This window comes from Streptomyces sp. S186 (assembly GCF_051603415.1).
Classification (GTDB): domain Bacteria; phylum Actinomycetota; class Actinomycetes; order Streptomycetales; family Streptomycetaceae; genus Streptomyces.
In genome coordinates this window covers 2,208,962-2,221,317 of record NZ_CP193932.1, presented here as the reverse complement: position 1 = coordinate 2,221,317, position 12,356 = coordinate 2,208,962, and the positions used below count along the sequence as shown (strand labels likewise).

Genomic DNA, 12,356 nt, shown 5'->3' with positions numbered 1-12,356 from the left:
CGCGCCGCGAGCCCGGCCCTCCACCTCTGGTAGGGCCGGGCTCGCGGCCGTCCGGGTGCGGCGCGCCCCCGTTTGGGTCACGCTGGGTGGGCGACCGCTCTCCCAGAGTCAGGAGTCCGTATGCGCCCCACCGTACGCGCCGCCCTCGGGGCCCTGGCGCTGATCCTCGCCGCGCCGGCCCCTGCGGCCGCAGACGACTCGGTGGTCGGGGGAAAGCCCGTCCGCCGCTCCCAGAGCCCCTGGACGGTCGCCCTGGCCTCGCACCAGCGGTTCGGGAACCGGCGCTCCGGACAGTTCTGCGGCGGAGTGCTCGTCGGGCACGCGACGGTGGTGACGGCCGCGCACTGCCTGGGCCGGGAAGTCCTGGGCTTGCCCTGGCAGGAGGTCAAGGACCTGCGGGTCGTCGTGGGACGCAACAACCTCACCGGCAAGGATGGCGAGGAGATAAAAATCGCCAAGGTGTGGATCAATCCGAGCTACAACAGCTGGACCAACGAGGACGACATGGCCGTCATAACCCTCCAGAAGAAGGTCCCGAACGAACCCATCCCGATAGCCGGCCCCGAGGACAGCGTCTACGAAGCCGGCAACGCCGCCACCGTCTACGGGTGGGGCGACATGACGGGGGACGGAAGTTACGCGTCGCGGCTGCGGGCAGCCAAGGTCAACGTCCTGCGTGACTCGGTGTGTGCCCGTGCCTACCCGGGCAGCGCGGATGGGACGTACAACGCGGCGTCGATGCTGTGCGCGGGGGAACCGAAGGGCGGGCGGGACGCCTGCCAGGGGGACAGTGGTGGGCCGCTGGTGGTGCAAGGGCGGCTGGTGGGGCTGGTGTCGTGGGGGACCGGCTGTGGGCGGCCAGGGAGCCCCGGTGTCTATACGAGGGCGTCCGCGCTGCTTCCGGCAGTACTGGCGCACGGCGCCGACTGAATGCGAGCGGGGACGCGGGCGCACCGGAGGGTACGAGTGCGGGCGGCCTCCCCGGTCGTACCGGAAAGACCGCCCGCCGCACGGCGCTGGGCCGCTACTCGCTCGTCGTGGATGCGATGTGTCAGCGTTCCTCGTCGGACGCAGACCTCGGAGTGGCGGTGAGCCGCTCCGTCTCGTCCTGTATTTCCGCGGCGATCTTCTTGAGTTCTGGCTCGAACTTGCGGCCGTGGTGGGCGCAGAAGAGCAGTTCTCCGCCGGACATCAGGACGACGCGCAGGTATGCCTGGGCGCCGCAGCGGTCGCACCGGTCAGCGGCCGTCAGCGGGCTCGCGGGTGTCAGAACAGTAGTCACGTCGCCTCTTCTCTAGCTCGACGAGCTGTCGTACCAGGGTCAACATCCAACCAGGCCGAAAACGTTCCCGCTCGTGCCTTTTCCCCGAAAAAACTTTCCGAGGGGGCCGGGTGTTGCCGGTGGCGGCGAATGAGCCGTATTGCGTGGTGGTCCGATTCACGTTGGTTGCTGGAGTCTGCCCTCCCCGGCTGGCTTGCCGGTTGTTGTTGAGGACGTGCCCGGAGCCTAAATGGTTCATGCCTCGAAGGGAACGTGATGTGCACGTCACTCGGACGTCACCCTATCGAGCTATCGAACGTACGAGCGAAATTCTACTACCATGGTCATGCTCACGGGTGGCGTCACATCGGCTCTACTGGGCCTCGGTACCCTCTCACCGGCGACACCGCCACAACCGAGTCCGCGGAATGCGGACTGCCAGAAATTCAGCGAGGAGCGAACCGCGTGACCGCCGAGATGTCCGTGCCGTCCACCGCAGTGCTGACCGGGGCAGACCGGGACGGTTCCAACTACACCGCGCGGCACCTGCTCGTCCTTGAGGGCCTGGAAGCCGTCCGCAAGCGCCCCGGCATGTACATCGGCTCGACGGACAGTCGCGGCCTGATGCACTGTCTGTGGGAGATCATCGACAATTCCGTCGACGAGGCGCTCGGTGGCTACTGCGACCACATCGAGGTGATCCTGCACGGCGACGGGTCCGTGGAGGTCCAGGACAACGGCCGAGGAATCCCCGTGGACGTCGAGCCCAAGACCGGGCTCAGCGGCGTCGAGGTCGTGATGACCAAGCTGCACGCCGGCGGAAAGTTCGGCGGCGGCTCGTACGCGGCCTCCGGCGGTCTGCACGGCGTCGGCGCCTCGGTGGTCAACGCGCTCTCCGCGCGGCTGGACGTCGAGGTCGACCGCAACAGCAAGACGCATGCGATCAGCTTCCGCCGCGGCGTCCCCGGCGCCTTCACCAAGCCCGGCCCGGAGGCCCCGTTCGAGCCCGCCAACGGGCTGCACAAGGGCAAGCGCATCCCCAAGACCAGGACCGGCACCAGGGTGCGCTACTGGGCCGACCGGCAGATCTTCCTCAAGGACGCCAAGCTCTCCCTGGAGACGCTGCACGCCCGCGCCCGCCAGACCGCCTTCCTGGTGCCCGGCCTGACCATCGTCGTCCGGGACGAGCGCGGCATCGACGGCGCCGGGAAGACGGAGGAGACCTTCCGCTACGACGGCGGGATCAGCGAGTTCTGCGAGTACCTCGCGCAGGACAAGGCCGTCTGCGACGTGCTGCGGCTGACCGGCCACGGCACCTTCAAGGAGACCGTGCCCGTCCTCGACGAGCGTGGCCACATGACACCCACCGAAGTCACCCGTGAACTGGGCGTCGACATCGCCCTCCGGTGGGGCACCGGCTACGACTCGACGATCAAGTCGTTCGTGAACATCATCGCCACCCCCAAGGGCGGCACCCACGTCGCCGGCTTCGAGCGCTCGGTGACCAAGACCGTCAACGAGGCGCTGCGGTCCAGCAAGCTGCTGCGCGTCGCCGAGGACGACGTCGTCAAGGACGACGCCATGGAGGGCCTCACCGCCGTCGTCACGGTGCGGCTCGCGGAGCCGCAGTTCGAGGGTCAGACCAAGGAGGTGCTCGGTACCTCCGCCGCCTCCCGGATCGTCGCCCAGGTGGTCAGCAAGGAACTCAAGGCGTTCCTGACCTCCACCAAGAGGGACGCCAAGCAGCAGGCGCGCTCCGTAATGGAGAAGATCGTCGCCGCGGCCCGTACGCGCATCGCCGCCCGCCAGCACAAGGAGGCCCAGCGTCGGAAGACGGCACTGGAGTCCTCCTCCCTGCCGGCCAAGCTCGCGGACTGCCGCAGCGACGACGTCGACCGCAGCGAGCTGTTCATCGTCGAGGGCGACTCGGCGCTGGGCACCGCCAAGCTGGCGCGGAACTCGGAGTTCCAGGCGCTGCTGCCGATCCGCGGCAAGATCCTCAACGTCCAGAAGTCGTCGGTCTCCGACATGCTCAAGAACGCCGAATGCGGCGCCATCATCCAGGTCATAGGGGCCGGTTCGGGCCGTACGTTCGACATCGACGCGGCCCGCTACGGCAAGGTCATCTTCCTGGCCGACGCCGATGTCGACGGCGCGCACATCCGGATTCTGCTGCTGACCCTCTTCCAGCGGTACATGCGGCCGATGGTCGAGCAGGGCCGGGTCTTCGCCGCCGTGCCGCCGCTGCACCGCATCGAGCTGATCAACCCCAAGAAGGGGCAGGACAAGTACATCTACACCTACTCGGACAACGAGTTGCGTCAGACGCTGCTGGAGCTTCAGCGCAAGAACGTCCGCTACAAGGACAGCATCCAGCGCTACAAGGGCCTGGGTGAGATGGACGCCGACCAGCTCGCCGAGACGACGATGGACCCGCGCCACCGCACCCTGCGCCGGATCAACATCAGCGACCTGGAGACGGCGGAGAAGACCTTCGACCTCCTGATGGGCAACGAAGTCGCCCCCCGCAAGGAGTTCATCACCAACTCCGCGGCCACTCTGGACCGTTCGCGCATCGACACCTGAGCCGGCCCCAGGCCGTTACGGGCGTCTCTCCACCTAGGGGTGGAGAGACGCCCGTCGCCATTTCCACCTGTGGCCCACCCTGGCTCCGATCCGGGCGACCGGGCTCTCTCCGTAGCGTCGGGGGCATCGACATTCCCCTTCCACGGAGGCTCGGGCCATGACCGGCTTGCTCAACATCGCTGTGCTCGTCGCGGTAGTCGCGTTCGTCTTCGGGCGGCAGTTCACCGCGCAGCGCGTCTCGTCGGAGGGCCGGAAGGGGTGGCTGATACCGGTCGTCCTGATCTTCATGGCGCTGCGGCAGCCCGACCTCCTGGATCCCGCCCATCACGCTGCCTCCACGGGCCTGCTGGTCGCGACGATCCTGATCGGCCTGGCCAGCGGCGCGGCATGGGCATGGACCACTCGCCTCTGGACGGACGAGCAGGGCACGGTCTGGACGAAGGGAACCTGGGCGGCGGCCGGCGTGTGGCTGTGCGCCATGGCCCTGCGCCTGGGCCTCATGGGCGTCGCCGCCGCGCTCGGTGTCCACCAGAGCAGTCAGCCGACCCTGCTGTCCGTAGCGGCGATGCTGCTCACCCGTGCCGGTGTGACCGCCTGGCGGGTCCGGGGACTGCAGCCGACGTACCGTGTCCCTGTCGCGGGCTGAGGTCCTGCGCCACGCACCGAAAGGACCCTACGTGCCGCCGAACGCCTTGACGAGTTGGCCGCTGCGGGAGTCGCTCTCCAAGGCGGGCCTCAGCGAGACTCGTCTGCTGATCGGCCGCGGCGTCCGCGTCGTGGTGGTCGGCGGCCTGCTCTGGGCCACCTTCGGGAGCGGGGCCTTCACCGGTTGGGGACTGGCTGCGGCGGGCGCCGTGCTGGTCGTCACCGTGCTGGCGTTCCGGGGCTTCTTCCGCATGACACTGGAACGGCGGCTCTGGCCCTCCATCGGCTTGTTCGCCGTACTGGAGGCCGCTGCCTTCGGCTTCTTCCTGATGGGCGCCCGTATACCGGCGATCGTCCTCTGGTGCGCCTGCGCCCTGACAGCGATGGAGCGACTGCCCCTGGGGGCCGCGGTGCCGTGCTCCGCCCTCGCACTCGGCGGCTTCGTCACGGTGGACAACGGCAATTGGCTGACCACTGCCGTGACTGCCGGAGGTCTTGCCCTCGCCGGCTACGTCGTGCGCCTCGACGCCGAGGCGCGCGGCAACGCACAGCGGCTGCTGGCCCAGGAGCGGGCGGCCCGCAGCGCCGAGGCGGAAACCGCGGCGCTCGCCGAACGGGGCCGGATCGCTCGCGAAGTCCACGATGTTCTCGCCCACAGCCTCAGCGCCCAACTGGTGCATCTGGAGGCGGTTCGCCAGCTGATCCAGCGCAGCAGCGATCTGGAAGCGGATCGCGAACAATTGCTGGAGCGGGTGGTGGCATGCCGTGGAATGGCGCGAGAAGGGCTTGACGGTACGCGTGAGGCTCTTTCCGCCCTGCGTGGGGAGATGGTCCCAGTCGACGACTTCCTGCACCGTCTGACGGCCGCTGAGGGCGCCCAGCTGGAGATCGTGGGAGAACAGCGCGCACTGTCCGCCGAGGCGGGACTCGCGGTCCGGAGGGTTGCCCAGGAGGCACTGACCAACGTACGCAAGCACGCCCCCGGCGCCCAGGTGCGTGTGCGGCTCGAGTACGCCGAGGACAACGTGGGTCTGGAGGTACGCGACTCCGGCGGTCTTGCCACGCCGGGTGAGCTCGCGCAGGGCGGTTCCGGGTACGGTCTCCTCGGGATGCGGGAGCGCGCCGAACTCCTCGGCGGAACGCTGGAGTCCGGCCCCGACGAGGAGGGATTTGTGGTGCGGTTGCGGGTGCCCGTATGACGGCGCGCACCACGACACGTGTGGTCGTGGCCGATGATCAGACGGTGGTGCGCGAGGGGATCGTGATGCTGCTGGGCCTGCTGCCGGGCATCGAGGTGGTCGGTTCGGCAGCCGACGGCGACGAGGCCGTCAGCCTGGTTGCCGAACTCGCTCCCGATGTCGTCCTGATGGACCTGCGGATGCCGCGCTGCGACGGTGTCGAGGCCACACGCCGGATCCGCGCGGATCACCCCGGCACACAGGTCGTGGTGCTCACCACGTATGCCGATGACGACTCGCTCTTTCCTGCCCTGCAGGCAGGCGCTCGCGGGTACCTCACCAAGGATGCCGACGGCGACGAGATCGTCCGCGCCATCGACGACGTGCTCTCGGGCGAGGCCGGGCTGTCACCGAAGATCCAGCGCCGTCTGCTGGAGCGCATCGCCGAGCCCGCAGCGTGCAGCCCTCAACCCCCCGACGGGCCTCCGGACGGGCTCACGGCAAGGGAGGTTGAGGTTCTACGTCTTGTCGCGGAAGGACAGAGCAATCCGGAGATCGCCCGGACGCTGCACGTCTCCACGGCGACGGTGAAGACCCACATCAACAATCTCTTCGCGAAGGCCGGACTACGGGATCGGGCCCAGGCAATCCGCTACGCCTACCGCCACGGGCTCGCGGAGCCTCCTGGCGCATCGGCGCGGTAATCCGGCGAGGTTGAACGGCGCTGGCGTGGAGGTTATCCACAGCCCGCGCGGTGGCGGGTTGTGTCTGCGTAGCCTCGCAGTGTCAGGTCCAAGGCCGGTAGTACGTCCATGTCGGTTGGCGGTTGACGTAGAACGTCGCGCTCGGGCGCGCGAAAAACCGGCCGTTGTGCGCGCAAGGGCAGCGTGCGAAGGGGGAGCGGGCATGTGTGTTGTGGGAGCGGTTGCCGGGGCGTCGTTCGCGGGCGTGCGGAGCAACCGGAGTCGGGCCACCGCGCTGCGAGCTGCGGGACCGGTGTTGAGTCTTGGGTTCGCGGCGACGCTGGGACTGCTGTTGGGGGTTGTGTTGGCTCGCGCCGTGGAGCCAGGCGCGGCACCGGTCGGAGGGGCACGGAACCCCGATCGAAGTGGCAAAGCGGCGGAGCCGGATCCGCCGCCGGTGTCAGAACGGCGGACCAGCGGCCGAGAAAGGCCGTCCAGCCGCAGCGCCGTCCGTGAGCGCGGTGATGGAGGCGACCGCCATTCGCGACGGTGGACCGAGCGGCGCACCACAGCTGGCGGGCGACGGAGCACCGTCGGCCCGCTGATCGACCACCACGCGCCACGCCCGCCCGTCGGCGTGTGCAACGGTGACGGTCCAACTGCGAGCGGCGTCAGCCGTCGGTCCGCCGGCAGGCGACCGTCCGTCCCGGTTCCCCGGTTCGGGCCGCATCGGGTCGGTCCCTACGACGTCGAGTGCGTCCGCGCGCCACTCCCGGATCAGCTCCCGGATCGCCAGGTCGGCGGCTTGGGCCGGGCGGTCCCACGTCGAGCGGCCCCGGCACTGGTCGAGCGTGACGAGTCCATGGCGCGCCGCTTCCACGACATCCTCGACGAGCTGAGCCGAGGCACGTCCGTAGGCGTAGCCGTAGGGGAGGACGAAGAGAGTGGGGGAGAAGCGGTGACCACCGATGTGCGTCACCTCCCAGGCCGTGGTGCTCCCGTCGGCCAGCTGGGCGGCCAGCGGTCGGCCGAGGAGGGCGCAGCAGCGATCCCGTTTGCCGTTGGTGCACACAAGCACCACAGGGTCGCCGGTGTACGGCTCCCAAAGACCGAGGTGGTCTCCGGCTCCCGCGGCGGCGAAATCCAGGTCGAGCACGGCTCCCGGGTCGGTGACGGTGGTGGTGCGGATCCAGGAGTGGCCAGGAGTGGTGTGCGCGAGGAACAGGCGGCGCCGGGGGGTGCCGTGAAGATCGGCATGACGTCCGGGGCGGCGGATGAGAGCGATGCGCACGCCAGTGCCTTCTGCCGCGGCCTCCAGGGCCCGGCCGATGTGCGGGTCGAGGTGACTGTCTGCCAGTGCCTTGGCTCCCCACGGCCCGGCTTGCTCGATCAACAGCCAGGTCCGGGCGGTGGCTGCCGTTCCGGCCAGAGGTTCGGCCGCTTCGAGGGAAGCGCTGGCGCATCTCTTCACGAAGGCGAGCCTAACCCGGAGTGTCATGTCCGGAATGCCGGGAGGGTGGCAAGGCACGCAACGACGAGTGGGGGTGGTCGGTCGTGCCTCCGGTACAGCGGAGTCGGGCCCGGAGGTCGATGGCTGCGGCGCCGTTCAGCTGTGAGGCAGAGGAGCAGGAGGCCGAGGCCGACCGCGCCCGACGTGGGCAGACAGAAGCGATAACACCGGCGCATGGGTATCGCGTGCCCCGGGAGTCGGGCGCGGGGTTTCTCGGCCTCCCGTAGGGCCAGAGCTCCGCGGTCAGCCTTGGTGTGATCTTGGTGTGGTGGGGTCGCTCGATGCGGCGCGGCTGCCAGCGGAGACCGTGGAGTGTTCGGGCTGGGCCACCGGGCCGGGTGGGAAGCGGGTCGGGGCAGGGTACGGGCGGTCCGTTACGATCGACAGCTCGTCCGCCGCTGGGCCGCGCGGCCCGCCACCCGCACCATGGAGGCGTTCTCTCTTGGCCACGCAACAGATCCCGGTCGTCGTGCTCGCGGGCTTCCTGGGGTCGGGCAAGACCACCCTCCTCAACCACCTGCTGCGCGCCGGCGACGGCACTCGCATCGGCGCGATCGTCAATGACTTCGGCAGCATCGAAATCGATGCCATGACTGTCGCCGGGCAGGTCGACTCGATGGTCTCGCTCGGGAACGGGTGTCTGTGCTGCGCCGTCGACACCAGCGAACTGGACACCTATCTGGAGCGGCTGGCCCGCCCCGCGGCCCGTATCGATGTGATCGTCATCGAGGCCAGTGGGCTGGCCGAGCCGCAGGAACTCATCCGGATGATCCTCGCGAGCGAGAACGACCGGATCGTCTACGGCGGGCTGATCGAGGTTGTCGACGCGGCAGAGTTCGAGGACACCCGTGCCCGGCACCCGGAACTGGACCGGCACGTGGGGATCGCCGACCTCGTGGTGCTCAACAAGGCCGACCGCATTGGGGACGAGGCGCGCCAGGTCCTCATCGGAACGCTTGCGGACCTGGCCCCCGGTAGGCCGGTGATCTGCACGGCGTACGGGCAGATCGATCCGGGGATATTCTTCGACCGTGGGCCGGGGGAGGACTGTGAAGCGCCGGTCCGCCAGCTGTCGTTCGAAGACCTGTTGCGGGAGGCTTCCGCCAACGGAGCACCGGGGCGGGGATTCGGCGACGGTGATGGCGACCACGACCACGAGGGCTGTCACGACTGCGATCACGGACACGCCGGTCACCTCCACGCCGGCTACGAGAGCATCGAGTTCACATCCGTCGAGCCGATGCATCCGCGCCGCCTGATGGAGTTCCTGGACAGCCGACCCGGCGGGCTCTATCGCATCAAGGGATTCGTCCACTTCGACGTGCCGGAGAGCCGCCAGAAGTTCACGCTGCACGCGGTCGGCAACTTCCTGCGTTTTTACCCCGAGCCCTGGCAGAAGGGGGAGGAACGCTGCACACAGCTGGTGATGATCGGTAGCGGCATCGATGCTCCGGCGCTGCGCAAGGAGCTGGAGAACTGCCGGCAGACCGCCCCGGCGGAAGCGGATGAGAACAGCATGTGGGGCGTGCTGAGATACGTGCCGTCGCGGGAAGACTGAGGGCGGCCGGGGCGGCAGCAGCGTGCTGAGCGCCTACCGCAAGGTGGACACGTACCCGGACGGCGGCGCCGGGCCCGGGAGTTGATGCCGTGGGCGCCGTCAGCCGCAGGCCGCCCCCCCCGAGCCGTTTCCCGGCGCACACAACAGACGCCGCCGGGGCGGTTGTTCACCACCCCGGCGGCATCGTGCGCGGTCTGTCCTGCCGCCGTCGTTACACGGGGCCGGCCAGTGCTGTCACCGGCTTGGCCAGTGCCACTCCGGAGCCGTCCCGGCGCGGGTCCGGATCCGGCAGCGGGACCGGTGCGCCCTTGGCGTCAGCGGCCCGCACCGGCGCCGGACCGACCCAGGCCATCGTCAGGCAGTCCTCGCCCTTCAGGAACCGCTGACAGCGCACACCACCGGTGGCCCGGCCCTTGCGCGGGTACTGGTCGAACGGGGTGAGCTTGGCCGTCGCCACCGAGTCGTCCAGCGTGCCGTGCGAACCGGCGACCGTGAACACCGCGGCGTCCGTGGCCGGATCGACCGCCGCGAAGGCGATCACCTTCGCGCCCTGGCCCAGCTTGATGCCCGCCATACCGCCCGCCGGCCGTCCCTGCGGCCGTACCTGCGACGCCGGATACCGCAGCAGCTGTGCCTCGTCGGTGATGAAGACCAGGTCCTCCTCGCCCGTACGCAGCTCCGCCGCGCCCACGATGCGATCGCCCTCCTTGAGAGTGATGACCTCCAACTCGTCCTTGTTGGACGGATAGTCGGGCACCACCCGCTTCACGACGCCCTGCTCCGTGCCGAGCGCGAGCCCCGGCGAGGACTCGTCCAGTGTCGTCAGGCACACCAGTTGCTCGCCGTCCTCGAGACTCAGGAACTCCGAGACCGGCGCACCACCGGCGACACTGGGCGTCGCGGAGTCCGGAAGCTGCGGCAGGTCGATCACCGTCAGCCGCAGCAGCCGCCCGAGGGACGTCACCGCGCCCACCTCGCCGCGCGCCGTCGCCGGTACCGCCGAGACGATCACGTCGTGCTTGGCGCGCTTGGCGTCGGCGTCGAACGACGTCTCCGCCGTGGTCGTACGCGCCAGCAGGCCCGTGGAGGACAGCAGCACCCGGCACGGGTCGTCGGAGACCTCCAGCGGCACCGCGGCGACCGAGGTGCCCGCAGACTCCAGCAGGACCGTGCGGCGCGGTGTGCCGTACTTCTTCGCGACCGAGGCCAGCTCACCGGAGACCAGCTTGCGCAGTTCGGCGTCCGACTCCAGGATCCGGGTCAGCTCCGCGATCTCGGCCTCCAGCCGGTCGCGCTCCGCCTCCAGCTCGATCCGGTCGAACTTGGTCAGCCGGCGCAGCGGGGTGTCCAGGATGTACTGCGTCTGCACGTCGCTCAGCGAGAACCGGGCCATCAGGCGCTCCTTGGCCTGGGCGCTGTTCTCGCTGGACCGGATCAGGCGGATGACCTCGTCGATGTCCACCAGGGCCGTCAGCAGGCCCTCGACGAGGTGGAGCCGGTCGCGCCGCTTGGTGCGGCGGAACTCGCTGCGTCGGCGCACCACGTCGAAGCGGTGGTCGACGTAGACCTCCAGCAGCTCCTTGAGGCCGAGCGTCAGCGGCTGGCCGTCCACGAGGGCGACGTTGTTGATGCCGAAGGACTCTTCCATCGGGGTGAGCTTGTAGAGCTGCTCCAGCACGGCCTCCGGATTGAAGCCGTTCTTCACCTCGATCACCAGGCGCAGGCCGTGCTCGCGGTCGGTGAGGTCCTTCACGTCCGCGATGCCCTGGAGTTTCTTGGCCCCCACCAGGTCCTTGATCTTGGAGATGACCTTCTCCGGGCCGACCGTGAAGGGGAGTTCGGTGACGACCAGGCCCTTGCGGCGGGCGGTGACGTTCTCCACCGAGACCGTGGCGCGGATCTTGAACGTGCCGCGGCCCTTCTCGTACGCGTCCCGTACACCGTTCAGGCCCACGATCCGGCCGCCCGTCGGCAGGTCCGGCCCCGGTACGAACCGCATCAGGGAGTCGAGATCGGCGTTCGGGTGCTTGATCAGGTGGCGGGCCGCGGCGATCACCTCGCCGAGGTTGTGCGGCGGCATGTTCGTCGCCATACCGACGGCGATGCCGGACGATCCGTTGACGAGGAGGTTCGGATACGCGGCGGGGAGGGCGACCGGTTCCTGCTCCTGGCCGTCGTAGTTCGGCGTGAAGTCGACGGTGTCCTCGTCGATGGACTCCGTCATCAGGGACGTCGCCGACGCCATCCGGCACTCGGTGTACCGCATCGCGGCGGGCGGGTCGTCGTTGCCCAGGGAGCCGAAGTTGCCGTGGCCGTCCACCAGGGGCAGCCGCATCGAGAACGGCTGCGCCATGCGCACCAGGGCGTCGTAGATCGACGCGTCGCCGTGCGGGTGGAGCTTGCCCATCACCTCGCCGACGACCCGGGCGCACTTCACATAGCTGCGGTCGGGCCGCAGGCTCATCTCGTTCATCTGGTAGAGGATGCGGCGGTGCACGGGCTTGAGACCGTCGCGGGCGTCCGGCAGGGCGCGGGAGTAGATGACCGAATACGCGTACTCGAGGAAGGAACCCTGCATCTCGTCGACGACGTCGATGTCGAGGATCCTCTCCTCGAAGTCGTCCGGCGGCGGGGTCTTCGTGCTGCGGCGGGCCATCGCGGCTGCGGCTCCTTCTGCTGCGTCTACTGCCGATGTGTGATCAACGCTGTTGGGTCAACGCTTCGGGCCAACGCCGGGGACCAACGTTGACCGCCCGGCCGGCGGACCGACCGGCGAGTCCGATGAGTCTGACGCGGACCATTGTGGACCGCCCCACTGACAACGCTCACCACGACTCCCCCCTTCGCGCCCCGCCGCGGACCGCGGCGCACGTTCGGGGCCCTTCCTCACGGGAACTTCGCCAGATGCCGACGCGGTTGCATACAGTGACAGAAC

Annotated in this window: 9 protein-coding genes; 6 read left to right on the top strand and 3 right to left on the bottom strand. The window is 69.2% G+C overall.

Annotated features, from left to right (window positions below):
* Positions 1-120 precede the first annotated feature (120 nt).
* On the top strand, positions 121-930 hold the full coding sequence (locus tag ACRAS8_RS09330; protein WP_438485477.1) for a serine protease: 810 nt from the start codon (positions 121-123) through the stop codon (positions 928-930).
* Positions 931-1,051: 121 nt separating this feature from the next.
* Here ACRAS8_RS09330 and ACRAS8_RS09325 read toward each other — a convergent pair whose 3' ends face one another.
* A complete protein-coding gene (locus tag ACRAS8_RS09325) occupies positions 1,052-1,282 on the bottom strand; it encodes a DUF7455 domain-containing protein (protein ID WP_438485476.1) in 231 nt (76 codons plus the stop codon).
* Between the two features lie 444 nt (positions 1,283-1,726).
* On the opposite strand from ACRAS8_RS09325, the gene ACRAS8_RS09320 reads away from it, so the two are divergent.
* The 4 genes from ACRAS8_RS09320 (at position 1,727) to ACRAS8_RS09305 (ending at position 6,374) form a co-directional block, all read left to right on the top strand.
* On the top strand, positions 1,727-3,847 hold the full coding sequence (locus ACRAS8_RS09320) for a DNA gyrase/topoisomerase IV subunit B (RefSeq protein WP_438485475.1): 2,121 nt from the start codon (positions 1,727-1,729) through the stop codon (positions 3,845-3,847).
* A 157-nt stretch (positions 3,848-4,004) separates the two neighbouring features.
* Positions 4,005-4,493, top strand: a complete 489-nt coding sequence (locus tag ACRAS8_RS09315; RefSeq protein WP_438485474.1) for a DUF1453 domain-containing protein — start codon at positions 4,005-4,007, stop codon at positions 4,491-4,493.
* Between the two features lie 31 nt (positions 4,494-4,524).
* Entirely contained in the window at positions 4,525-5,691 is a 1,167-nt protein-coding gene (locus ACRAS8_RS09310; RefSeq protein ID WP_438485473.1) for a sensor histidine kinase, read from the top strand.
* Complete coding sequence (locus ACRAS8_RS09305; protein WP_438485472.1) at positions 5,688-6,374, top strand: response regulator transcription factor; 687 nt, start codon at positions 5,688-5,690, stop codon at positions 6,372-6,374. Before ACRAS8_RS09310 ends, ACRAS8_RS09305 begins: the two co-directional genes overlap by 4 nt.
* 439 nt (positions 6,375-6,813) lie before the next feature.
* Here the strand turns inward: ACRAS8_RS09305 and ACRAS8_RS09300 are convergent, their stop codons facing one another.
* The gene (locus tag ACRAS8_RS09300; RefSeq protein WP_438485471.1) at positions 6,814-7,824 is read right to left on the bottom strand and encodes a sucrase ferredoxin; all 1,011 of its coding nucleotides are present in this window, start codon (positions 7,822-7,824) and stop codon (positions 6,814-6,816) included.
* Between the two features lie 481 nt (positions 7,825-8,305).
* On the opposite strand from ACRAS8_RS09300, the gene ACRAS8_RS09295 reads away from it, so the two are divergent.
* Complete coding sequence (locus tag ACRAS8_RS09295) at positions 8,306-9,421, top strand: CobW family GTP-binding protein (RefSeq protein WP_438485470.1); 1,116 nt, start codon at positions 8,306-8,308, stop codon at positions 9,419-9,421.
* 211 nt (positions 9,422-9,632) lie between these two features.
* Here ACRAS8_RS09295 and ACRAS8_RS09290 read toward each other — a convergent pair whose 3' ends face one another.
* Positions 9,633-12,077 (bottom strand): DNA gyrase/topoisomerase IV subunit A, encoded by a 2,445-nt coding sequence (locus tag ACRAS8_RS09290; protein WP_438485469.1) that lies wholly within the window; start codon positions 12,075-12,077, stop codon positions 9,633-9,635.
* Positions 12,078-12,356: the final 279 nt, after the last annotated feature.

Excerpts from the sequence above, each read along its gene's own strand:
- ACRAS8_RS09330 (WP_438485477.1), top strand. The coding sequence starts at position 121 with ATGCGCCCCACCGTACGCGCCGCCCTCGGGGCCCTGGCGCTGATCCTC.
- ACRAS8_RS09315 (WP_438485474.1), top strand. The coding sequence starts at position 4,005 with ATGACCGGCTTGCTCAACATCGCTGTGCTCGTCGCGGTAGTCGCGTTC.
- ACRAS8_RS09305 (WP_438485472.1), top strand. The coding sequence starts at position 5,688 with ATGACGGCGCGCACCACGACACGTGTGGTCGTGGCCGATGATCAGACG.
- ACRAS8_RS09290 (WP_438485469.1), bottom strand. The coding sequence starts at position 12,077 with ATGGCCCGCCGCAGCACGAAGACCCCGCCGCCGGACGACTTCGAGGAG.